At 47.7% G+C, this 23059-nt stretch carries 19 protein-coding genes; 15 read left to right on the forward strand and 4 right to left on the reverse strand.

Translation table 11 applies throughout. The annotated features are described in order from the left end of the window. Positions 1-232: 232 nt before the first annotated feature. The 5 genes from fdhD to DYE48_RS01730 all read left to right on the forward strand — a co-directional run bounded on the left by fdhD (position 233) and on the right by DYE48_RS01730 (position 6159). Positions 233-1036, forward strand: coding sequence for a formate dehydrogenase accessory sulfurtransferase FdhD (gene fdhD / locus DYE48_RS01710; protein WP_115822122.1), 804 nt, complete (start codon positions 233-235; stop codon positions 1034-1036). Next, complete coding sequence (fdhF, locus tag DYE48_RS01715) at positions 1029-3965, forward strand: formate dehydrogenase subunit alpha (RefSeq protein WP_115822123.1); 2937 nt, start codon at positions 1029-1031, stop codon at positions 3963-3965. Before fdhD ends, fdhF begins: the two co-directional genes overlap by 8 nt. Next, the gene (locus DYE48_RS01720; RefSeq protein WP_115822124.1) at positions 3965-4429 is read left to right on the forward strand and encodes a helical membrane plugin domain-containing protein; all 465 of its coding nucleotides are present in this window, start codon (positions 3965-3967) and stop codon (positions 4427-4429) included. The genes fdhF and DYE48_RS01720 overlap by 1 nt, the downstream gene beginning before the upstream one ends. A 532-nt stretch (positions 4430-4961) precedes the next feature. After that, positions 4962-5342 (forward strand): sporulation protein, encoded by a 381-nt coding sequence (locus tag DYE48_RS01725; RefSeq protein ID WP_115822125.1) that lies wholly within the window; start codon positions 4962-4964, stop codon positions 5340-5342. A gap of 28 nt (positions 5343-5370) precedes the next feature. Next, entirely contained in the window at positions 5371-6159 is a 789-nt protein-coding gene (locus tag DYE48_RS01730) for a TerC family protein (protein WP_115822126.1), read from the forward strand. A 94-nt stretch (positions 6160-6253) separates the two neighbouring features. Here the strand turns inward: DYE48_RS01730 and DYE48_RS01735 are convergent, their stop codons facing one another. Continuing rightward, positions 6254-6730, reverse strand: coding sequence for a DUF456 domain-containing protein (locus DYE48_RS01735; RefSeq protein WP_115822127.1), 477 nt, complete (start codon positions 6728-6730; stop codon positions 6254-6256). Between the two features lie 267 nt (positions 6731-6997). Then, entirely contained in the window at positions 6998-8002 is a 1005-nt protein-coding gene (locus tag DYE48_RS01740; RefSeq protein ID WP_089651072.1) for an aldo/keto reductase, read from the reverse strand. A 109-nt stretch (positions 8003-8111) separates the two neighbouring features. Here DYE48_RS01740 and DYE48_RS01745 point away from each other — a divergent pair, with 109 nt between their 5' ends. Continuing rightward, positions 8112-10466 carry a penicillin acylase family protein gene (locus DYE48_RS01745; RefSeq protein WP_115822128.1) on the forward strand — a complete coding sequence of 785 codons (2355 nt, stop codon included), beginning with the start codon at positions 8112-8114 and terminating at the stop codon, positions 10464-10466. On the opposite strand, the gene DYE48_RS01750 is transcribed toward DYE48_RS01745, so the two are convergent. After that, positions 10467-10949 (reverse strand): SRPBCC family protein, encoded by a 483-nt coding sequence (locus DYE48_RS01750; RefSeq protein WP_115822268.1) that lies wholly within the window; start codon positions 10947-10949, stop codon positions 10467-10469. It abuts the gene before it with no gap. A gap of 773 nt (positions 10950-11722) precedes the next feature. Here DYE48_RS01750 and DYE48_RS01755 point away from each other — a divergent pair. The 9 genes from DYE48_RS01755 to DYE48_RS01795 all read left to right on the forward strand — a co-directional run bounded on the left by DYE48_RS01755 (position 11723) and on the right by DYE48_RS01795 (position 21644). Next, positions 11723-11938, forward strand: coding sequence for a hypothetical protein (locus tag DYE48_RS01755; RefSeq protein ID WP_115822129.1), 216 nt, complete (start codon positions 11723-11725; stop codon positions 11936-11938). A gap of 186 nt (positions 11939-12124) precedes the next feature. Further along, positions 12125-12955, forward strand: a complete 831-nt coding sequence (locus DYE48_RS01760; protein WP_115822130.1) for an ABC transporter ATP-binding protein — start codon at positions 12125-12127, stop codon at positions 12953-12955. Positions 12956-13099: 144 nt separating this feature from the next. After that, positions 13100-14131: a DUF2332 domain-containing protein gene (locus tag DYE48_RS01765; RefSeq protein ID WP_115822131.1), complete on the forward strand. Its 1032-nt coding sequence runs from the start codon at positions 13100-13102 to the stop codon at positions 14129-14131. 32 nt (positions 14132-14163) lie between these two features. After that, positions 14164-14925 (forward strand): phosphotransferase family protein, encoded by a 762-nt coding sequence (locus DYE48_RS01770; RefSeq protein WP_115822132.1) that lies wholly within the window; start codon positions 14164-14166, stop codon positions 14923-14925. A 185-nt stretch (positions 14926-15110) separates the two neighbouring features. Then, on the forward strand, positions 15111-15401 hold the full coding sequence (locus tag DYE48_RS01775; RefSeq protein WP_115822133.1) for a heterocycloanthracin/sonorensin family bacteriocin: 291 nt from the start codon (positions 15111-15113) through the stop codon (positions 15399-15401). A gap of 150 nt (positions 15402-15551) precedes the next feature. Then, on the forward strand, positions 15552-17483 hold the full coding sequence (locus DYE48_RS01780) for a bacteriocin maturation protein (RefSeq protein ID WP_115822134.1): 1932 nt from the start codon (positions 15552-15554) through the stop codon (positions 17481-17483). Beyond that, positions 17480-19426, forward strand: a complete 1947-nt coding sequence (locus DYE48_RS01785) for a TOMM precursor leader peptide-binding protein (RefSeq protein ID WP_115822135.1) — start codon at positions 17480-17482, stop codon at positions 19424-19426. Before DYE48_RS01780 ends, DYE48_RS01785 begins: the two co-directional genes overlap by 4 nt. A 19-nt stretch (positions 19427-19445) precedes the next feature. Further along, positions 19446-20987 (forward strand): SagB/ThcOx family dehydrogenase, encoded by a 1542-nt coding sequence (locus DYE48_RS01790; protein ID WP_115822136.1) that lies wholly within the window; start codon positions 19446-19448, stop codon positions 20985-20987. A gap of 195 nt (positions 20988-21182) precedes the next feature. Beyond that, the gene (locus tag DYE48_RS01795; protein ID WP_115822137.1) at positions 21183-21644 is read left to right on the forward strand and encodes a DinB family protein; all 462 of its coding nucleotides are present in this window, start codon (positions 21183-21185) and stop codon (positions 21642-21644) included. 156 nt (positions 21645-21800) lie between these two features. Here DYE48_RS01795 and fdhA read toward each other — a convergent pair whose 3' ends face one another. After that, complete coding sequence (gene fdhA, locus DYE48_RS01800; protein ID WP_115822138.1) at positions 21801-23012, reverse strand: formaldehyde dehydrogenase, glutathione-independent; 1212 nt, start codon at positions 23010-23012, stop codon at positions 21801-21803. Between the last annotated feature and the right edge of the window lie 47 nt (positions 23013-23059).

Consider the following 23059-nt stretch of genomic DNA (forward strand, 5'->3'; position numbering starts at 1 on the left):
AGGGTTTCTAATACATTCATTGCCATCACCACTTTTCATAAGATTATTTTATTTGTTACCTTCCCATTAATTGTAATTATAAACGCCAGCAAATAAGGGAAATGGACACGAAAAGAGAAAATATTAAAGAGAATATTCACCCAGACACCTGTCCAACTTTTCCAATGGCAGGTGTTTGTTTTGTCGAAAGAACGGGAATAAGTTAGGGAACGATTGGTAAGGGGGTAAAAAATTGGGGACGAGGTCGTGGCAGATTCATAGATTTCGAGAGAGAGAATGGTCCTCTGAAGAAGATGAAGTCGCTATCGAGTATCCACTCACGGTGACCGTCAACGGGGAAGAATTCGCGACGATGGTCTGCACTCCGATGGACAAAGAGGAAATGGTCATCGGATTCCTCGCATCCGAAGGTCTGATACGGAATGTGAAGGAAATCAAAGAGATGACCATCGATGAAGACCGTGGGTTCGCTTATGTGGAAACAGTGAAGAGCCTTCCACAGATACAAAGCGGTCAAAAAAGGTGGCTGGGATCCTGCTGCGGGAAAAGCCGGGCGTTTTATTTTCAAAGCGATGCGGCGACAGCCCGTACAGCCATGGATGAAAGTACATTCGATCCTGATGTCTGCTACAGATTGATGGAAGAGTTCCAGTCCCAGGCGGGCCTATTCCAACGGACGGGCGGGGTGCACCAGGCAGCCATAGCCACAGAAGATGGAATAGTGAAAGCGTATGCGGACATCGGTCGTCATAACGCGCTGGACAAATTGTATGGTTTTTTATTGAAAGAAAACGTAAGCAGAAAAGGGAAGATCATTTTATTTACAGGCAGGATTTCTTCAGAAGTCCTTTTGAAAATATCGAAAATGGGTTTTGGTGTCCTGCTGTCCAAATCGGCACCGACAGATTTAGCCCTTCAGCTTGCGGATGATTTGAACATTACGGCTGTCGGATTTTTACGGGGGGAGCGGATGAATGTGTACACTCATCCGAGGCGTATTGCTGCAGCCAGTGGAGGAGGAATAACGATTGAATGAACACACGGTAGTGACGATCAATGGAAAAGAATTTTTGGCTGAACCGGGGCAGAACTTGCTTCAACTGATGAACGAGGCGGAAGAACAGGTGCCGCAAATCTGCTACAACGAATCGCTCGGTCCGATCCAGACGTGTGATACGTGTGTCGTCCAGGTCGATGGCGAACTGACACGCGCATGCGGCACGAGTGTGAAAGCCGGCATGAAAGTCCAAACGAAACTTCCTCATGTACATAAAGCACAGAAGGAGTCGTTGGACCGCATTTTGGAAAAACACGAATTGTACTGTACGGTTTGTGATTACAACAACGGCTCCTGCGAGATTCACAACACGATGGCGGAGTTTGGACTGGAACATCAGTCCCGTCCGTTTCAGCCGACGAGTTATGAAAAAGACGATTCCGGCTCTTTTTACCGCTATGACCCGGATCAGTGTATCCTCTGCGGTCGCTGCGTCGAGGTCTGTCAGGATGTCCAGGTGAACGAGACGCTGACGATCGATTGGGATCGCAAGGAACCACGTGTCATCTGGGATAATGATGTGCCGATCGACGAATCGTCCTGCGTCAACTGCGGCCAGTGTTCCACGGTCTGCCCTTGTAATGCGATGATGGAAAAAGGGATGGAAGGCGATGCCGGCTTCTTGACGGACACCGAGCCCGGCCTTTTGAAGTCGATGATCAATTTGACGAAGAAAGTGGAGACAGGTTACGGCCCGCTTTTCGCTGTGTCTGATACGGAAGCGGCGATGCGCGAAGAAGTCATCCAAAAGGAGAAAACGGTCTGCACGTACTGTGGCGTCGGCTGTTCGTTCGATGTATGGACGAAGGGAAGAGAAATCCTTAAAGTCGAACCGAGTGCAGAATCTCCGGCCAACGGCATTTCCACATGTGTGAAAGGAAAATTCGGCTGGGATTACGTCAATAGCGAAGAACGTCTGCAGAAGCCGCTCATTCGCCGCGGCGATCATTTCGAAGAAGTCGAATGGGACGAAGCGATCGCCCATGTCGCGGATCGCATGACACAGATCAAGGAAGAAAAAGGAGCCGATCACCTGGCGTTCATTTCTTCATCAAAAGCGACGAACGAAGAATCGTATGTGATGCAGAAGCTTGCCCGTCAAGTGATCGGGACGAACAACGTCGACAACTGCTCCCGTTACTGTCAGGCACCAGCGACGAAAGGATTGTTCCGTACAGTCGGATATGGGGGAGACTCCGGATCGATCGACGATATCGCCGCAAGTAAACTTGTGTTGACGATTGGATCGAATACGGCAGAATCTCACCCTGTTCTAGCTTCGAGAATCAAGCGTTCCCAAAAGTTGTTCGGTCAGAAGCTCTTCGTCTTTGACTTGAGAAAGCACGAAATGGCGAAGCGTGCCGACCGCTTTTACCAGCCGAAGACAGGCACAGATCTCGTCTGGCTTTCCGCTGTTGCGAAGTACATTCTTGACCAAGGTTGGGAGGATAGGAGCTTCCTTGAGGAATGGGTCAATGATTTTGACGCATACCGCGAAAGCTTGGAGCCGTTCACGATGGCCTATGCCTCTGAGTTGACCGGCATCCCTGAACAGGAATTAAAGGATGTCGCGAAAGAAATCGCCCATTCGGAATCTGTCGCCATATGCTGGGCGATGGGTGTCACCCAGCATATGCTCGGAAGTGATACGAGTACAGCGATCAGTAACCTACTGCTCATTACAGGAAACTACGGCAAGCCGGGAACAGGGGCTTATCCACTCCGCGGCCATAATAACGTGCAGGGATGCAGTGATTTCGGAAGCATGCCGAACTTCTTCCCTGGTTATGAAGCGACTTCAGATGATGAGGTCCGCGCCCGTTATGAAAAAGCGTGGGATGCGACGATTCCGAAAGAGCCGGGTATGGATAACCACGAAATGATCGAGGCGATCCATAATGATGAGCTTTCCATGATGTACGTCATGGGTGAGGACACAGGTGTTGTCGATTCCAACATTAATTACGTAACGGCAGCTTTTGAAAAGTTAGACTTGTTCATCGTACAGGATCTTTTCTTAACAAAAACCGCTGAATACGCGGATGTTGTGCTGCCGGCATCTCCTAGTCTTGAAAAAGAAGGGACATTTACGAATACTGAACGCCGCATTCAGCGTTTGTACCAGAGTTTCGAGCCGCTCGAAGGAACGAAGCCGGACTGGCAGATTATTCAATTGATCGCAAAAGAACTCGGCCGTGACTGGAACTACCAGCACCCATCTGAAATCATGCACGAAGCGGCAGGCCTTGCTCCGTTGTTTGCGGGTGTCCATTACGATCGTCTTGAAGGTTACAAGTCCCTGCAATGGCCGGTCGCAGAAGACGGATCCGATCAACCGCTCTTGTTCACGGAAGGGTTTCCTTTTGAAGATAAAAAAGCGAAGCTGTACCCACTGACGTATGAGCTGATGTATGATACGGATGAAGAATACGACCTGCATGTCAACAATGGTCGTCTCCTCGAGCACTTCCATGAAGGAAACATGACCTACAAATCGGAAGGGATCACTCGTAAAACGCCGAATGCGTTCATTGAAGTATCGAATGAGCTTGCGAAAGAACGTGGCATTGAGGAAGGTGCCGAAGTGAAGCTGATCTCAGAATCCGGCGAAGCGACAGGCGTTGTTACAGTTACTGACCGCGTGCGCGGCAATGAGCTTTTCCTTCCGCTCAATGATAACGGCAAATCAGCGATCAACTATTTGACAGATAACCGTGTCGATAAAGATACGGATACACCCGCATACAAGGAAATCGCGGTGAAGATGAAAGTGTTGAAGAAGAAAGGTAAGTCACCGATTCCGCACAACAACCACCGCCGCGGGAATCCTGTTCCGCAAAAAGGTGTCAAAGTACAGGAAAAATGGAAGCGTGAAGATTATATATTCCCAGGCAAGGGGGGACGATGATGGCCAAAGCCATTACGAAAATCAAAAGGTATGAAGTATCCCGGGAAGATCAGGTCGAGCAGGATGTCCGCGAAGTGAAAGAAGCCGTTGCTGACAACAAAGATTCGATCCTCAAAGGGATCGAGTTGCTGAAGGCGCTCGATAACGGGGGAACCCTCGAATCTACGACCGCTTTTGTAAAGGCGAAGGATGAGGCTCTTGCGAACGTTGTGAAGGAAATCGATAAGGACCAATACGAACCTTTGCTCCGCAACCTGCCTGAACTCGTCTTCCTGCTAGGAGAAATCAATGTAGGCGGCATCCGTGAGTTGAGCTCCCGTTTGAATCACGGTCTTGAAGCGATGGAAGGAGAAGGGACGACAGACAAGACATCGTTCCTTGATCTTGCCAAAGCTTTGAAAGATCCGGAAATCAACCGCAGCATTACGATGCTCCTCCATTTTCTGAAGGGCATGGGAAGATAACAAACATAGAGGATGAAGCCATCATGGCTTCATCCTCTTTTTCAAAAAAGCTCCCTATTCCTCATTCGGAGCCAACTTACTGATAAATTCAATAAAGTCACCGATAAATCTACGAAACCCACCGATAAAAGCCCGGAAGTCGCTGATAAAAACTCGAAACCTACTGATAAAAGGTGGAAACCCACCGATAAGAATTAGGCGCATTCACCACCACTGACTCTCTATGCCAGCGAGCTCATAACCATATTAAAAGCTATTAAAAAAAGAATTGACATTTTTCAGAAAACTCATTATGATTGAGTTACAGTCAGCGAGTAAAGACTGTGCTCAATAGAGCTTATATTACTCCAAAGGGGAGTAGCTTACAGTTATGTCGTCATTACGTGGCCCATCCGGCCTCCGGCATACCTGGCAACGTAACACGTTGTTCGCGAGACCTTTGCCATGATGGTAAAGGGATAGGATGAAAACTCTCAAAAACCTTTACCATCTGTTGGTAAAGGTTTTTTTATATTCATAGGAGGGATTTTCATTGTTAACGAAATGGATGAATGGATTAAGGATCGGTAAGCCGAAGGTGGATCTAGTTCTGGACTCAAAAGGAGAGGACCCCTATGTCCTGTCGGGAATCTTTCAACTCTCTGGAAGTTGGAGAAAGCAGAACATCAAGCGTCTCGAATGCGATTTGGTCGTCGTTGAACGGGGGATGAAGCCTGTATTGGTAGAGCCGGTCACCACTGTCCTCATGACACGGACAATGGAAGCGGGAGGTTACGATGAGTATCCCTTCCGCTATGAACTGCCGCGAAACCTTCCTCTATTATCAGAGGGGAAATCTTATAAACTGCAGACGAGGCTGGTCTATGAAAACAATGCTAAAAGTTTTGATCATGATGAGATCGTCGTAAACTAAAAAACTTAAAAAATAAGGAGTAAAGAAAATGGACTTCGGTTTAGTTATGGAATACAGCTGGGTGCTGTTGATTTTGATCGGTCTTGAGGGGATTCTTGCTGCGGATAATGCGCTCGTCATCGCAACTATGGTTAAACACCTTCCTGAGGAAAAGAGAAAGAAAGCCTTATTTTACGGGTTAGCCGGTGCCTTTTTGTTCCGTTTCGGTTCCCTGTTTCTCATTTCTTACCTCGTCAACATCTGGCAGGTTCAGGCGATTGGAGCCCTCTATCTTATCGGTATTGCCGCTTATCATTTGTTGAAAAAACACGTGTTGAAACCTAAGGTGAAAACAGCCAAAACCCCAGCCAAAAAGGGGTCTGGTTTTTGGGCTACGGTCATAAAAGTGGAGCTTGCAGATATTGCCTTTGCGGTTGACTCGATTTTGGCTGCCGTTGCTTTAGCTGTAACCTTACCGTTGACGAGTCTCCCACAAGTCGGAGGTTTGGATGGCGGCCACTTCGCTGTCATTCTCGCTGGTGGCATCATCGGTCTTGTCATCATGCGGTTTGCTGCCAGTTATTTTGTCGGCTTGCTCGATCGCCGGCCGGGCCTGGAAACAGCGGCTTACATGATCGTCGGCTGGGTAGGCGTAAAGCTTGCGGTCTATACGATGGCCCACCCGGAAATCGCGGTTCTCTCTGAAGGCTTTGCGAAAAGTGCTCCATGGAAACTAACATTTTGGTCAATTCTATTGTTGATCGCTGTTGGCGGCTGGTTCTTATCTAAGGAAAAGAGCCAGGAGAAGATTCCTTCCGCTGAAGAGCATGTATCTTAATAGGTGGTCATCGGAATGGACAAAGAGAAGTAAAATAATCCAAAAAATGATCAAAAAAAATCTCAGAGCCATAAACTCTGAGATTTTTTAGTGTTTAAATATCAAAGAAAAACCAGATGATGAGAATCGCCTGAATGATGATCTTCGCAACCGTCCCGCTGAGGAAACCGAACAGAGATCCGATGGCTGCTTTGAACGCCTCTTCCGAAGATCGTTTCTGCACTAATTCCACAATGATGACAAGCACGAACGGAATGAGGATGATTCCGAAGGGCGGGATGATGAACGATCCAATGATCACACCGATCGCTGCAGATCGCTCGCCCCATTTACTACCCCCGTACTTTTTCACGAAGTAGCTGTTGGCAATGATGTCAGAGACGATGAGCAGTATAGTTAAAACGACCGCTCCGATCCAGAAGAAGACCGATAGCCCGCTGCCATTGATGAAAAACGCATAAGCAAGGAATCCGATCCACAGCACGAGCGGTGCTGGAATGATTGGAAAAATGACGCTTGCAAAACTAGCGATGAAGCAGGCGATGATGATCACCCAAATAAGTATATCCATAAACGTGTACCTCCTGAGTTTCTGTTCCTTTCCTTTATACGATTGACGAGAATAAAAGTTTCTAAACTTTTATGGGTTTCTAGTTTTCTGTGCTCGTTCAACCTTTCAATGTCCTCTAACTCCATGTTAATGTGCTCTATCGGGAGCTCAATGTCCAGTAACTCTGCTTTAACGCTCCCGAACGCAGTCTCAAGGTCCTCTAACTACGGTTCAATGTCCTCAAACGTAAAAACGGACCCTCCTACGAGAGAGGGTCCGCCCAAAATTTTATTTTAATCCTAATTCCTGACGATCAGGGGGAGCCATGAACTCAGGTCCCACGGGATCATTGACGTGTTTCAGCAAAATTTCGTCAATGTCGTGTCGCGTTTCTTCATCAATCGTAAAGCTGTCGACACCGTCAATCGGGTTGAGCTGATCAGGGCGGCGGCCTCCCATGAGGGCGATGCCGGAGCCCGGCTGATCAAGCACCCAGCGGATGGCAAGCTGCAGGACGCTTTTGCCAAAACGGTTTTCAGCAAGCTGTTCGAGTTCGTTTACAGCGTTCAAGTACTGCTTGAAGCGTGGCTGTTGGAATTTTGGATCATTGTTTCTCAAGTCGTCGCCTTCAAACTCACGTTTTGTGGACATTTTTCCTGACAACAGTCCACGGCATAACGAGCCATAGGAAATCGTCGTGATGTTATGGTCCTGGACGTAAGGGAGTGTTTTTGACTCGATGTCCCGTTCGAACAGGTTGTACGGCGGCTGTAACGTGTGCAGCGGCGCCGCTTCACGGAAGATATCCATTTGTTCTGGTGAAAAGTTGCTGACACCGATGGCGCGGATTTTTCCTTGTTTGTACAAGTAAGATAGAGCTTCCGCTGTTTCGTGGATCGGTGTGATCGGATCCGGCCAGTGGACCTGGTAAATATCGATGTAATCGGTTTTCAATCGTTTCAGTGAATCTTCGACTTCTTTATGGATGCGCTCTTTGCTGGCATTACGGAAAACGGAGTCTTCGTTCCAGTCGATGCCTACTTTCGTCGCAAGCAGAAGGTCTTCACGTCGCCCATATTGTTCGACGGCTTTTCCGATGATTTCTTCTGAGCGTCCGAACCCATAAGCAGGTGCGGTATCGATCAAGTTGATGCCCTGGTCAAGCGCGGAGTGGATCGTCTTAACGGATTGTTCTTCATCCGTGCCTCCCCACATCCAACCGCCAATCGCCCATGTGCCAAGGCCGATGCGGCTCGCTTCCATGGATGTATCACTAATTTTGATTTTTTCCATTTTTACACCTCCAAAGTCAAGCACATTCGTTCCATACCCGTTTCGAAAATTTTTTAATCTATTTTCTCGAAAATGAGATATAATGAAGAAAAGTTTTGGGGGTGGGGGAATGGAGACAGCTAGACAGATCGATCCACAAAAAAAGAAGAGCCCACGTTGGAAAAAGGTGACCTGGCTGACGCTCGGAATCATCGCTTTGTTGGTCGTTAGTGCTGTTATTTTTGTAAACGCTTACACCTTAAGGAGCCTGCCTGAGACCTCCGGGGAAGTTTCACTCAGTGGACTACAAGCCTCCGTGACCGTGACAAGGGACGATCAGGGTGTGCCTCATATTCAGGCGGAAAACGAACTCGATGTCTTTCGCGCTCAAGGGTATGTGCAGGCGCAGGACCGGCTTTTTCAAATGGAGCTTGCGCGCAGGCAGGCATCAGGGCGGTTGAGTGAAGTGGTCGGGGAGGCGACGGTCGATCAGGACCGTTATTTCCGGACGCTCGGGCTGAGACGGGCCGCAGAAAAATCGCTGGCGGTTTATTCAGACGAAGCCACCGAACGGCTTGAGGCATTTGCGGAAGGGGTCAATGCGTTCATAAATAACGAATCGCTGCCTCCGGAGTTTGCGATGATGAACATCGACCCGGAGCCTTGGACACCGCTTGATTCGTTGACGATCGGAAAATATATGGCGTTTGACCTTGGCGGCCACTGGGAGCGACAGGCGTTCAACTATTATCTCTTGCAGAATTTTTCTGAAGAGGAAGCGTATGAACTTTTCCCGGCGTATCCGGAAGATGCCCCGACAGTCCTTGCTGAAGCAGACGCGGTTGATATTGAAAAAAGCTTTGCCGATGTGATCATTCCGAATGAATTCAATGGCAGCAACAACTGGGTCGTGAGCGGAGATCGTACGGCATCCGGATTTCCGATGCTCGCTGATGACCCGCATTTAGGCATGGCGACCCCATCCATCTGGTATCAGATGCATTTGGAAGCACCTGGTTACAACGTTTCCGGGGTAATCTTCGCAGGCATTCCCGGCATCATCCTCGGACATAACGACAACATCGCCTGGGGTGTGACGAACGTCGGGCCTGATGTGCAGCAGTTATACTTAGAAAAAAGGAATCCCGAGAATCCACACGAATTTTTATATGAAGACGAATGGGAAGAAGCAGATGTGTTCACAGAAACGATTGACGTGAAAGACGGGGATTCAGTTGAACTGGAGGTCGTGGAGACCCGTCACGGGCCTGTGATCAGTGACTATGCAGGGGAGTCTGGAAAAGATACGCTGCTCTCGTTACGATGGACCGCCCTTGATGCGACGACCGAACTGGAAGCGGTGCTTGAAATGAACCGCGCCGTTGATTGGGAATCGTTTGAAAGTGGGTTGGAAAAATTCCTCGTTCCCGCGCAGAATTTCGTTTTTGCGAGTAAAGACGGAACGATTGCTTACAAGGCGAATGGCCAGGTGCCGATTTATAATGAACCGGATGATGCGTTGCTTCCGATGCGGGGCTGGGAGTCTGAAGATGAGTGGCAGGGGTTCGTTCCTTTTGATGAGCTGCCGCGAGTGGTCAACCCGGAAGAAGGGTTCATTGCAACGGCGAACAATAAAATCACAACAGATGACTACCCTTACCATATCAGCCACAATTGGGCACAGCCTTATCGTTACGCACGCATCCGTGAGATGCTCGAAGGAGAAAATGAGCTGACGCCGGAACAATTTCAAGCGATGCAGATGGATGTGAAAAACCTCCAGGCGGAAGAGTTTCTGCCTCTATTGCTTGATCATGTTGAACCTGTCACCACTATTGAAAAAGAAACCATCGCGCTGATGAGGGATTGGAATATGGAGGATGATCGTGCGCTCGCACAGCCGTTGATTTTCCATCGCTGGATGGCGAACATTGAAGATGATCTGTACAATGTAGACTTGTCCGCGGACATTCAAAAGTTTTTCAAAGGCTCCGGGCAGACGACCGATGAATTGCTGCGGATGGGTGACGAATCCCGATGGATACAAAAAGCAGGAGGCATGGAATCGGTGATATCCGAGGCTTTTCAAGCGACGTTGAATGAGGTGAAGGAGGAATATGGAGATGATCCTTCCGAATGGACATGGGGAGACGCCCATGCCGTCGAATTTACTCATCCACTCTCAAGCATCGGATTCCTGCAACGATTTCTGAACCCAGGTGATCCTCATCCAGTCAGTGGCAGCCGAGTGACCGTACGCGCCGCCGGTTTCAATAGCGAAGGTCTTGTTAATCACGGCGCATCGTGGCGTTTTGTCATCGACATGGATGATCCGACCGAAGCGTACCACATCGTCGGACCAGGGCAATCCGGTCATTTTAGGAGCGATTGGTACCATGATCAATTGGAAGATTGGGTAGAAGGAGAGTATCACCTGACATCCACCGATCAAGTGGACGGCGATGTCCTGACTCTTACTCCATAATCATTTAGGCTCAGAGTTTACCTCTGAGTCTTTTTCTTTTTCCGCCATCTTTTTCATTTCAGCGGCGCGAAGTTCTATAAAGCTTCTCATATATTTCTCCAGAAACAGCCGATCGGCGAGCATACCGAGAGGGCCGAGTGGCGATCTATAGGCAAACGTGTCCACCATAACGGTGCCCTCTGCTTTTTTGAAAAACTCATGGGTATGGGTGAACGATTGGAAAGCTCCTTTGACCATCACATCAACAAAACGATGGGGCCGGTCCATTTCTGTGATCCGGGCCGTCAGTCGTTGGCGGATACCGAAGTGTGTCGCTTCCCACGTTACTTCGTCTCCTTCTTCCATCAAACCTTCCGTCACCCCAGCCACCGCTTTTTCATGCGTCTTGCTGGTCGTTTGTGTGTGGACCTCCACATTTCTCGCGAGATCAAAGCACACCTCCATTGACGCGTTAATAAATGTCCGCTGAACAATGACAGGCACCTCCACCAACTCCCCTCCAATATCTTTCCCACCATTATAACGCATCTCTCTTCCACAAAATAAGCTCCCTATTCTAGAAGACTTAGTTTTGAGACTTTTGTTGAGTGGGTGGGGGCTGAGGGGAATCGCTCGCTTTCCGCGGAAGCGCGGTGAGCCTTCTCGAGCTTAGCTCTGCGGGGTTTCACCCTGCTCTCTTTTCCTCTTCGATATGCGGTTCCGGCGCCTAGCGGATAATGAGACTTCCCTCGCTTCTGTACGATAAGTCAACATCGAATCACCCCGTTTTTCGTGTTTCCTATATCTCGGCCAGATCAGTCCTGTCCATCCGCCGCTGATCAAGACGCCTCTTAAGGTAGGAGTCTCGCCATTCCCTTCCGTCCCTTGCCGTAAAAGATTCTCAAAACTACCTTCCAGTAACAAGCGCTTTTATGGTTAAGAATCCTATATCGACGTGGTTTAGGCAGGACTTTGCCACAGAATTAGGCAGGGTACCATAAGAGGGATTTCGAGAACCTCATATGGCAAAGGGGCGGAGGGAAACGGTGAGACTCCTATGGGGTGTGCGGGACAGCTGAGACCCCGGAAGGCGTAGCCTGAGGAGGCTCAGCGCCCGCCCCATGGAAAGCGAACCTTTTCCCGCAGCCCCTAAATCCACACAAACATCTCGAAATCAAGTCTTCAAGAATAATGTCATATACTTAAAGAAATTTAATGTGTAAAAAAGAATAGATTTGGAGTATTCGTGCCACTCTAGAATAAAGGAGTGGACACGGATGACTAAAGAACAAATGCAGGAAGTGTTTGAAACCTACGGACATGGAGAGATGTACAACCGTTTTCAAACCCCTTTATACGTGACAGGGTTACTGGATGAAGTGGAGGAGGAGCAGTTGGAGGATTTTTTCGATAATATCGAAATATCCCCACACGCATTTTTTGATGAATTTCGATTCTGGTTCCAATATTTTTCTGTAACACAAAGGTCTTGATGAAGGGAACAGCTATATGCTAGACGATAAGAAGTCCTTTTCCATAGGGCTTCTTTTTTTGCATGTTCTTCCTTGACGAAAAAATGATTTCCGTATACGATTAATTGAGAATGATTATTACTATCTAAACTGAACGGATATAGAACATGCAAGCGCATGCAAATAGAAAAGGTGAGGTGCACTACAATGGTGAGAATGTCCATGCAGGACTTAGGCATTGCCTATGGTGAAGTGAAAATTGTCGAAGATTTGAACTTACATATCCCTGAAGGCGAAATCACGACGATCATCGGTCCGAACGGCTGCGGGAAGTCGACGATACTAAAAACGATGTCGCGCTTGCTTGAGCCAAAGTCAGGGGTCGTCTATTTGGACGGAAAAGCGATTCATAAAGAATCGACCAAGCAGATTGCCAAGAAGATGGCGGTTCTTCCCCAAACTCCGCAGGCACCGAGTGGATTGACGGTTTATGAACTCGTTTCTTACGGGCGTTTCCCACACCAGCGTGGATTCGGGAAATTGACGGACGAGGACCGTGACATTATTCAGTGGGCGCTTGAAGTAACAGGAGTTCTCCAATTTTCTGAACGTCCGATCGACGCTTTATCCGGCGGCCAGCGTCAAAAGGTATGGATCGCGATGGCTTTAGCACAAGGCACGGAATTACTGCTTTTGGATGAACCGACGACCTATCTGGACCTTGCTCACCAGCTTGAAGTGCTCACTCTTTTGGAAAAGTTGAACAAAGAAGAAGGCCGCACGATTGTGATGGTGCTCCACGACTTGAACCACGCAGCACGTTTTGCTGATCATTTAGTCGCTTTGAATAGCGGAAAAATCATTAAAGAAGGGACAGCGCATGAGGTCATGACTTCTTCTGTACTGAGACGTGTGTTCAACATTGATGCAGCCATTGTCACCGATCCCCGCACTCACCGACCTGCGCTGATTACCTATGATTTGATCGGGCAGGAGAAGAAAAAGGAACAAAAAGAACCAGTTAGTATATATGGATAAGACGTAAAGCCTGGAGAATCGACCTCCAGGTTTTTTTATATTTTGCAGGAAGTATTTATTTTTGAAGAAATAAGGGTGTGTTATGTTTAATAGAGAACATTTTCCATAATCAGGATAAAGAATATCTTAACAGGAGGAAATGGTATGAAAACATTATCCATCGCGGACTTATTTAAAGATTTTGCCAGGAACGAATGTGAAGGCTCAAGTGAGCTTTATAAACAGTTATCTCTACAAATTGCTGAAGATGAGAAAATCCTACAACTGTGCCGGCATACAAGAGAATCACAACCCGTCCCCAATCTGCTTTTCGGTGCTGTTCATTATTTGCTGCTGCAAGGAAATCATCATGAACTGGGAACCTTTTACCCTAGCATCACGACATCTCCAGATCTAACTCAAAACCCTTTTCCTTTCTTCCAATCCTTTTGTAAAGAAAACAGAGAAGCCATCATCACCCTCCTTGAAACGAAGCGTGTACAGACAAACGAAGTCCGCCGGTGCGCCTATCTCTACCCTGTTTTCTGCACCATCCATCAACAGACAAAGAAACCTCTCTCCCTCATAGAGATCGGAACAAGCGCCGGGCTCCAATTGCTGTTGGACAAATACAGCTATTCCTATGGAGATCATGAAATTTACGGGGATCCATCCTCCCTCGTCCAGCTCCATTCGAAAGTAAGGCGAGGCACGTTGTCGCCGGAGGTAATGAAATCATCACCTCCCGTGGAAAAACGAATAGGCGTTGACCTCCATGTCAGTGATTTAACAAAAGAAGAGGATGTTCAATGGCTGAAAGCCCTCATATGGCCGGAACACGAAGAACGTAGAAGGAACTTTGAAACGGCCGTCCGACAGTTTAGAACGTCCCCACCCACAATGATGGAAGGGGATGGAGTGGCCCTGCTTCCAAGCGTTGCTGAGGATATCCCCCATAACTCTACTCTATGTATCTATCATACGCATGTAGCCAACCAAATGCCTGATAATGTAAAAGAAGACCTTCTTCAAAAAGTGGATGAAATAGGACAAGGAAGAGACGTCTTCCATATTTATAACAATATCCATGACAGAATGCTTCATGTGGATTCCTATGTGCAGGGAAGCTTTAAGACGGAGAGGGTCGGTGAAACGGATGGCCATGGACGGTGGTTTGATTGGGAGCTGCAGAATTAGGAGGAGCGCAATGTGATAAGAGGAGTACATGAATGAATATTACTGATTTAGGCACACCATTTGCAGTTGGGAATACAGCAGAGGTGTATCTTTTTAAAAACAAGGTTGTCAAAATATTCAAAGAGTATTTGCCGGATTCGGAAGCTGTGAACGAGGCCCAAAAACAGAAGTATGCTCATTCCTGCGGGCTTTTTGTGGCAAAGGTTCTTGATGTCACAAAAGTAGATGGCAGACAAGCGCTGATCATGGAATATGTTCAGGGCGAAACGGTGGGCCATCTCATCTCCCAACACCCGGAACAAGTGGAGTATTATATGAATCTTTCTATAGATTTACAGCAAAACATTCATGAGCATGAAGCACACTCTTTGGAATCTATGCAAGAGAAACTGAGTCGTCAAATAAAAGAAGCCCCTCGCTTGGAATTCAGACTGAAAAAAGAATTATTGGATCAGTTGAATGCCATGACATATGAGAAGAAACTCTGTCATGGGGACTTTCATTTTTTTAATTTGATTCAATCAGGGAATGAAGCTGCTGTCATCGATTGGGTGGATGCAAGTGCAGGGGATATTCGCGCTGATATTTATAGAACGTACCTTTTATATTCACAAGTTTCGATAAAATGGGCAGAAATGTACATAGAGCTGTATTGTAAGAAAACCGGCCTCTCCAAAGATGAAATTTTCCGGTGGGCGCCAATTATTGCTGCCGCAAGATTGTCTGAATCAGTATCTGCTGAAGAAGGCAGCAGGTTATTGGAAGTTGTCAATCACTACTACGATCGATCATAAATGTTATTTTGAACTATCTTACATCACCTTCTGCCGCCACTCTGTTATCACTTTAACAGGGTGGGGCAGGCACCGGCCACTTTCCTGAGCTGTAACAATCTTTAGGCTTTCTTCATACGTTGTTGTGAACGTAGTGCTTTGTGTTTTCTGTGCACAAAGGATGGAATGATGGAGGGGAAAACAAAGTGAATGAATTTCAAAATCAAATTCAAAACTTAGACGTCGGTGAATATCGGGCTCAACAGTTGGTCCCGAGTCAGCAGCAGGAAGTTTATTCGAATGACGCACGTCTGTGTGTGGGGCTTGGGTTCGGAATTGGAGGATGTTTCGGTTGTTTCAGTTGCTTCGGCTGCGCGGGATGTGGAGGCTGCGCCCGCTGCGCGGGATGTGGCGGTTGTGCCCGCTGTGCGGGATGCGGCGGCTGTGCTCGTTGTGCAGGCTGCGCCCGTTGTGGGGGTCGCTGCGGAGGACGCTGATCCATCGACCCGGACGGACATAATGAAAGAGAATGCTTACCCCTGTTGGATATTCCGACAGGGGTTCTTCCGTGTTGTCCACGCATAACTCCGGTGTCGGCATACATAAAATCGGTTAGGAAGTCACCTTAGTTGGCAAGGAGGAACGTCATGACAAAGGTCCAACCTTCCATGTGTTTGAAAGTCAAAAAGGGCACGTTTTTTATGCCGGAGACCGATCGTGTTTATTTCAGAAACAATGCGGGTTCTTTCCGAATGGAAGGCCCGATGATTCAGCAATGGATTGAAAAACTCATCCCGATGCTGAACGGAAGTCATTCTATGGAAAGTCTGACAGACGGCCTACCGAATCCTTATCGCAAGCGGCTTTATGAAATTACCGACACCCTTTATCAGAATGGGTTCCTTTTAGATGTCAGTCAGGAACGGACTCACGACTTGAAAGAGCAGGTGGTAGGAGCATTCGCTTCTCAAATCGAATACTTAGAAAGTTTCGTTGCCTCCCCTGCTTACCATTTTCAGCAGTTTCGTCAGAAAAAAGTGTTAGCCATCGGTGAGGGGACGATGGTGACCGGGCTGGTTTCCGCTATGCTTCAATCTGGGTTGGCGGACGTTTCTGTCTTTCTCACAGATCCAAAGAAGACAAACGTACACCGGTTATCGGAATTAGAAACAGCAGCCAGAAAAATTGACCCTGCCGTATCGGTGAACATCTTTGTTGAAAAGGAGTCCTTTTCCTGGGCTGAGGAGATCGATCCTTATGATGCGGTTCTCTACGTATCTCAAGAAGGGAAGGTGGAAGAGCTTCAGAGCATCATGAACCAATGTCTGGAAAAGAAGAAAGGCTTCATTCCAGCTATGATTCTAGGAGATTATGGAATAACAGGGCCCTATATAGATGAAGCTTCAGGCAAAGCTTGGGAATCGGCCTGGCGGAGCCTGCCCCATCATATGAAAAGCGGATCCCCGTCCCTGAATGCTTCGAGTCCTGCTCAATCCATGCTTTCCACAATCCTGGTATTTGAACTGTTCAAGAAAATGACAGGAATCCAGGAGGCTCATCAGACCAACCACGTCTATCTGCTGAACTTGGAAACCCTTGAGGGAAGGTGGCAACCTTTTAAACCGCATCCACTCGCTACAAAGAGTATTTCAACGGATAAAATGAAGCCTGGAGCGGAAGGATCGACTCAAAAGAAAGACCAGAACGAATGGCTGTACTATTTTAGTGAGTTAACGGCGAGCCCTTTAGGAATCTTTCATCATTGGGAAGAAAAGGACCTGGAACAGCTCCCTCTTTCCCAATGTGCCGTTCAAGTGGTCCATGTCCGGACACAGCAGTTGAATCCAGAGATCATTGCCGGTGGGAGAACCCATGAAGAGGCAAGGCGGGAAGCAGCTCTCATGGGGGTGGAAGCGTATGTGAAGCCCCTGAAAAGGGAAATCCTACAAAGTTTTGATTTTCATGCAGAGGCACCGCAAACGGTTTCTGAAAGTGCCTTCCACGTCGGTGCCGGAGAAAATCGAACAGAAGCCTGCCTCAGGGCTTTGCAAAAAGCGGTTGAAAACGTATGGATGATCCAGGACCATCACAAAGTCAAAAAAGCAAGAAAGATTACGTTAAACAAGATCGAAGATGAGCATTGCCGCTATTATTGGCAGGTTCTCAAGACGATGGATAAGGAACCGGAACTTGCCATTTCAGAAGATGGTTTCGGATTTCCTGTGGTGTGGGTGAAAACGCTCAACAGCAAATGGCGGGGGACGGTCGCGCTGGATCAGTCGATGGCTGTCCGCGAGGCGTTATTCCTTCTCGTCATGGAGCAGCAGAATAATGGCCTTCCCTCTGCTTATTCTTTCCTTTCTTGCTCCCAGCTCTATTTTGAAAATGAATCTCCAGACGTTTTTGACCTTCCTTCTATGGAAGCGGGAGATAATCAAAAGCTCCTTCGTAGTGCAGTCGCGCAGCTCGAAAAACGACGAAACAAACCTTCCTTCGTCAAAATTTCCATGGACCCTTTCGGGAGGAATGGGATGATCGAGTTTTACGGGGTATGGGTGGATAAGGAGGATAGCCAATGAGCGCTTTGATTACGGCGGTAGGCGAAGGCGTTCTGCTTGATTGCGTTGTCAAGGAACTGAAGGCGGATTATGAAGTGGCCTGTATCCCAAGTTTTGAAAAAAAAGTTCCGGATAACACGGATTTGCTTGTTGTATTAGAGGACGGCTGGAATCCGGGGACCTCTCTCATGGGAGAAAGAATCGCTAGGGAATATGGCATCGATTGGCTGAGAGGCTTTGTTGTTTTTGGTGAAGGAGTCATCGGGCCGTTGGTACGCCCGGGGAATGAGGGATGTTCGCAGTGTGCGGATTTGAGAAGAGTCATGACAGCGAGCGATCGCGAAGACCTCTGGAACATTCAACAGACACTTGTGGAGGATACACGGGCAAGACAGGATGAATGGGTTTCACTGAACGGGATCCTGCAGATGACTTGTTTTATCAAAAATGAGGTCCAGCGTTGGAGCGAAGGGAAACGCTTCTTAACAGAACAGGCCGTCCATCTGGTCAACATGAAGACATTGGAAAGCTCGCGTCATTTCTTTTTACCAGATTCCCAATGTCCGTATTGCGGCAGAGCCGTAGAGGATTCCCCTTACCTTGCTGGGGTCCCCATGAAGCCGAGTATGAAAATCACGGAAGGCAGTTACCGAACAAGGTCGATGGAGGATTTGAGCACCTTTTTGACCAAGGATTACCTCGACCCGCGTACAGGAATTCTCAATCATAAAATGATCGATTTTGAAACACCGTTCGCTGATGTGATCGTGAATCTTCCGCTCATGAACGGTAATGAAGGATCGGCAGGGAGGACGAATTCCTATGCTGCCAGTGAAAGGACCGCCATCCTGGAAGGTTTGGAACGCTTCTGTGGAATGGATCCGAAAGGGAAAAGAACGCGTGTATATGACAGTTACAGCAACCTACGCTCAGCGCTTAACCCTCTGGATGTCGGCGTCCACTCTGATGAACAATATGCTAAAAAAGATTTTCCTTTCACCCCATATCATCCGGATAAAAAAATGAACTGGGTATGGGGATATTCATTATTACAAAACACGTCGATCTTAGTGCCGGAAAGGCTTGCGTACTACAGCATGGGCTGCGGGGGCGGGTACATTTTTGAAACCTCCAACGGATGTGCCATCGGAGGAAGCAGGGAAGAAGCCGTTTTCCATGGAATCATGGAAGTCCTGGAGCGCGATTCTTTTCTCATGTCCTGGTATGCAGAACTTCCTCTTCCGCGCATAGATCCCTACTCATCTGGAGATCAGGAACTGCATTTGATGATCGACCGGATGAGAGAGGTCGCCGGCTACGACCTTTATTTATATAACGCGACGATGGAACACGGCATCCCTTGTATTCTGACCATCATCAAAAACAGAAAGGCGGATTCGGGGAATTTGAACTTGATCTGTGCCGCCGGGGCCCATCTGGATCCTGTCAAAGCTGTGAAAAGTGCCGTATTTGAAAGTGTCGGCATGATCGAGCCTTTAAATAAAGAATTCAAAAAGAATAAAGAGACGTATAGGAAAATGCTTTACGATTCTTTCCTTGTGAAGAAAATGGATGATCACGGGATGGTGTATGGACTTCCTGAAGCAGAAGAACGTCTCGGATTTTTGCTGCATCAGGACCGCACTCTCCAAACGTTTGAAGAAGCTTTCCATCGGAAGCGGACTCATCCTGATCTGACCGAAGATTTAAAGGAAATCCTGGGAGTTTTGCGAAATTTGAATCTGGATGTCATCGTTGTCGACCAGACGACTTCCGAATTAGAAAGGAATGGACTGCACTGCGTCAAAGTTTTAATCCCGGGCATGCTGCCGATGACTTTCGGACATCACCTCAGGCGTCTTGAGGGGTTGAACAGAGTTTTCGAGGTGCCGAAAAAGCTTGGTTATACCGATCGAAACCTCACTCCAGAGGATCTTAACCCATATCCGCATCCATTTCCTTGATGGCTGAAGGAGGCTTGTGATGGATCTTGACAGGTTCTTGCATGATTTACAATTTCAGAGTGAGCGGGTTATCCCGGCCGATTGGGAAGCGGCATGGGAGGATGCTCCGCTCCCTTATAAACTCTACGAGCATTTACAGGAGGTTCCGCTCGACAGTGAAATTCCGCTGTCGTTACAGGAAGATGATTTAGCTTCAAAGAGTGAACGTACGAGGCTCAGTGCTTTTCTCTGGTACACGTACGGGCTTGCCCGCTACAGTGAAACAGCGGTCCCTTCAGCAGAAGGGCCCCACCCCGAAACCATCCATGCGTTCCGTCGGTTCGTCCCTTCGGGGGGAGGATTGTATCCGAGTGAATTGTACATTTATTTAAAAATGGAAGGGTTCCCGGATGGCGTCTACCATTACGATGCCGCACACCACCGTCTGCTTTTGATTCGTGAGGGGAATTTCGATGCTTTTATAACAGAGGCACTTGGAAACCTCTCGGATCTGTCCGAAGCGAAGGGTGTTCTGTTCGTGACGACGATGTTCTGGAAAAACTTTTTCAAATACAACCACTTCGCCTATCGTCTTCAAGGACTCGATGCAGGTGCGCTGCTCGGTCAATGCCGGGAAGTGGGTTCTTGTGTCCAGTTTTTTACTAACGTACATTTTCAATTTGTGGATCGCTCCATCAATCACCTGCTTGGCCTGGATGACGAGGAGGAGAGCACCTATGCCGTTATCCCTTTTACAGATCGGACCTCTTCCTTTGTTAATCAATGGTCAGCATCTGAAGGGGGCAGAGAAATCCCAGCCGTTCACACGAGCCATTATCAACGTTCAAAAAGTGTCCTGGACTTCCCGTCCATTAAAAAAATGAACCAGCATTCCATGTTCGACTCTCCAGCACAGTTCGGGCTTTTAAAAGAAAAAGAAGAGGTTCGGGATTTTTACCGCAGCCACCCGTTACCGGAAGTTGAACCATTGACCTACGACATGGCTGAGGTCTGCCGGAAGCGGCACTCGCCAGAACTGGACTTTATCAAACAAACGATTCCATTAAAGCATCTTGCATTGCTTCTTAAAGAGGCAGTCCAAACATCCCATACAGACCTTTATTCAAAAAACGGCCGATCCTCTCTTTCTATTTATGGATGTTTTCACGGTGTGGAAGAGTTGGCTGACGGCGCCTATCGATATAATGCCCGGACCCATTCGTTGATTGAAATACATCAAGGCGATTTTCGTCTCCCGTTGCAGAAAGCGATGAAAGTCGATAACGTCAATCTCCATCAAGTGCCGATCTGTTTTCATATCGTAGGTGAACGAACCCATTACAAAAAGGAACTCGGGTACAGGGGATACCGGATTCAGCAGATGGAAGCAGGCATGCTCCTTCAAAAGTTGTTGTTAACCGCCAGTGCCCTTGGTATGAACGGCCATCCGCTGCTTGGGTATGATGGGAAGGCTTGTGATCAGATGTATCAGTTGGAGAGCTCCGGAGAAACGACGCTCATTCAAATTCCTGTTGGTTTTTATCAACCGAGAAGCTGGCTTGTTGGAAATATGCATACTTAAATATAAAGAACATGTCCCTTTTCACATAGAGAAATCTCCTGAAAGATAAACAGGAGATTTCTGTTTTTTAAATCTGGAAATATAGCGTGAGATCTCCTGTATTTTCTACAAAGGCCATGGTCTTTGACCCGAGCAGTTTAGTTGTGAATAGCAGGGGAGGTAGCTAGAATAATAGGGTAGAAGGGAGATGTTCATATGAATGAAGAACAGCTGTTTAAACAAATCAGCCTGGTAAGACAAGCCACATTAAAGATATTGGAAAGTGTCACAGAGGAAGAGGCAGATGAACAACCAGAAGGATTCAAAAACACGATCCGCTGGAACCTCGGGCACATATACGTGGTGCAAAACTCATTGCTGACTAAGTTTGGAGGCAAAACGATTGAAACCCCTTCCCGTTACATAGAGTTGTTTGCACCCGGAACAAAACCAGCCGATTGGCAGGGGGAGGTTCCTTCTCTTGATGAGCTGAAGCAAGTGCTTAAGGAGCAGCCGGTGCAGCTGAAGGAATTACTGACTGGACAGTTGGAAGACGAAGCGGCACAAGCTTTCTTATCTTTGCCAACGGTAGGAGAAATCCTTAACTTCACGCTATACCATGAAGGAGTCCATACCGGTACAGTGAAAGCATTGAAAGAAAAGGTAGCCTCTGAATGATGGGGGGAAGCTGACTAGATGTACTAGTCAGCTTTTTTTGATATCTATTCTTTTTTTATGGCGCCCCGTATGTAGAGAACCCATTCATACTTAGGGAGGGCGTTGAAAAGGAAAAAACGTCTCTATCCCTCTATAGGGGGTAGAGACGTTCAATCATTAGCTGCGGATCAGGTTGTGCGGGTCGAGGACAAACTTTTTCGCTACCCCGCTGTCAAACTCTTCATAACCACGTGGAGCGTCTTCTAAACGAATCACTGTAGCATTTACGGCTTTTGCGATGTCTGCTTTTCCTTTCAAAATCGACATCATTAATCCGTGATGATATTGCATAACGGGTGTTTGCCCTGTGGCAAACGATTGAGCTTTCGCCCATCCGAGACCAAAGTCCAGTTTTAATGACCCTCTGCGGGCATCTTCATCAGAGGCGCCGGGGTCTTCTGTTACATAAAGACCGGGGATGCCTAAACCTCCGCCAGCTTTGGTCGCATCCATAATGTCATTAAGGACAGCGGCAGGAGCTTCCTGGTGGTTATGTCCATGAGCTTCGAAACCGACACAGTCCACGGCTGCATCCACCTCCGGAACCCCGAGAATCTGCTCAATCTGTTCGGAAATGTCATCATGCTTGCTGATGTTGATGGTTTCACAGCCAAAGCTGCGTGCCTGGGCCAACCGTTCTTCTATCAAATCCCCTACGATGACAACAGAAGCTCCAAGTAATTGGGCGGAATGAGCGGCAGCTAAGCCTACAGGACCTGCACCGGCGACATAAACCGTGGATCCCATTTTCACTCCAGCTGTATAGGCGCCGTGAAATCCGGTAGGGAAGATGTCCGAAAGCATTGTGAGGTCGAGGATTTTTTCCATGGCTTCGTCTTTATCAGGAAATTTCAGTACTTGGAAATCGGCATAAGGAACCATGACATATTCAGCCTGCCCGCCGACCCAGCCTCCCATATCGACATAGCCATAAGCTGAACCCGGTCTGTCAGGGTTTACGTGTAAGCAAATGTGGGTTTTTCCTTCAATACAGTTCCGGCAGCGGCCACAGGCAATGTTAAAAGGAACCGAAACGAGGTCGCCTTTTTTGACAAACTCGACATCCCGGCCGGTTTCAATCACTTCACCTGTAATTTCATGTCCGAGCACAAGTCCTTCCGGAGCCGTCGTCCTTCCGCGGACCATGTGCTGATCACTGCCGCAAATATTCGTGGAAACCACTTTCAAAATAACCCCGTGTTCACATTTACGGCCGACATTCTGCGGGTTTACTCCTGGTCCGTCTCTAAGTACCAACTCTGGAAAATCAATCTCTTTCACCGTCACTCCACCATTTCCTGTGTACGCTACTGCCCGGTTATATGTCATGTTTTTCCTCCTTAAGGGAAATGAAATACCAAACGATACGTTCACGA

The organism is Halobacillus trueperi (assembly GCF_003386945.1).
GTDB classification, from domain to species: domain Bacteria; phylum Bacillota; class Bacilli; order Bacillales; family Halobacillaceae; genus Halobacillus; species Halobacillus aidingensis.

Coding starts and splice junctions, on each gene's coding strand:
- DYE48_RS01720 (WP_115822124.1), top strand. CDS start 3,965: ATGGCCAAAGCCATTACGAAAATCAAAAGGTATGAAGTATCCCGGGAA.
- DYE48_RS01730 (WP_115822126.1), top strand. CDS start 5,371: ATGGACTTCGGTTTAGTTATGGAATACAGCTGGGTGCTGTTGATTTTG.
- DYE48_RS01735 (WP_115822127.1), bottom strand. CDS start 6,730: ATGGATATACTTATTTGGGTGATCATCATCGCCTGCTTCATCGCTAGT.
- DYE48_RS01740 (WP_089651072.1), bottom strand. CDS start 8,002: ATGGAAAAAATCAAAATTAGTGATACATCCATGGAAGCGAGCCGCATC.
- DYE48_RS01745 (WP_115822128.1), top strand. CDS start 8,112: ATGGAGACAGCTAGACAGATCGATCCACAAAAAAAGAAGAGCCCACGT.
- DYE48_RS01755 (WP_115822129.1), top strand. CDS start 11,723: ATGACTAAAGAACAAATGCAGGAAGTGTTTGAAACCTACGGACATGGA.
- DYE48_RS01760 (WP_115822130.1), top strand. CDS start 12,125: ATGGTGAGAATGTCCATGCAGGACTTAGGCATTGCCTATGGTGAAGTG.
- DYE48_RS01765 (WP_115822131.1), top strand. CDS start 13,100: ATGAAAACATTATCCATCGCGGACTTATTTAAAGATTTTGCCAGGAAC.
- DYE48_RS01770 (WP_115822132.1), top strand. CDS start 14,164: ATGAATATTACTGATTTAGGCACACCATTTGCAGTTGGGAATACAGCA.
- DYE48_RS01780 (WP_115822134.1), top strand. CDS start 15,552: ATGACAAAGGTCCAACCTTCCATGTGTTTGAAAGTCAAAAAGGGCACG.
- DYE48_RS01785 (WP_115822135.1), top strand. CDS start 17,480: ATGAGCGCTTTGATTACGGCGGTAGGCGAAGGCGTTCTGCTTGATTGC.
- DYE48_RS01790 (WP_115822136.1), top strand. CDS start 19,446: ATGGATCTTGACAGGTTCTTGCATGATTTACAATTTCAGAGTGAGCGG.
- DYE48_RS01795 (WP_115822137.1), top strand. CDS start 21,183: ATGAATGAAGAACAGCTGTTTAAACAAATCAGCCTGGTAAGACAAGCC.
- fdhA (WP_115822138.1), bottom strand. CDS start 23,012: ATGACATATAACCGGGCAGTAGCGTACACAGGAAATGGTGGAGTGACG.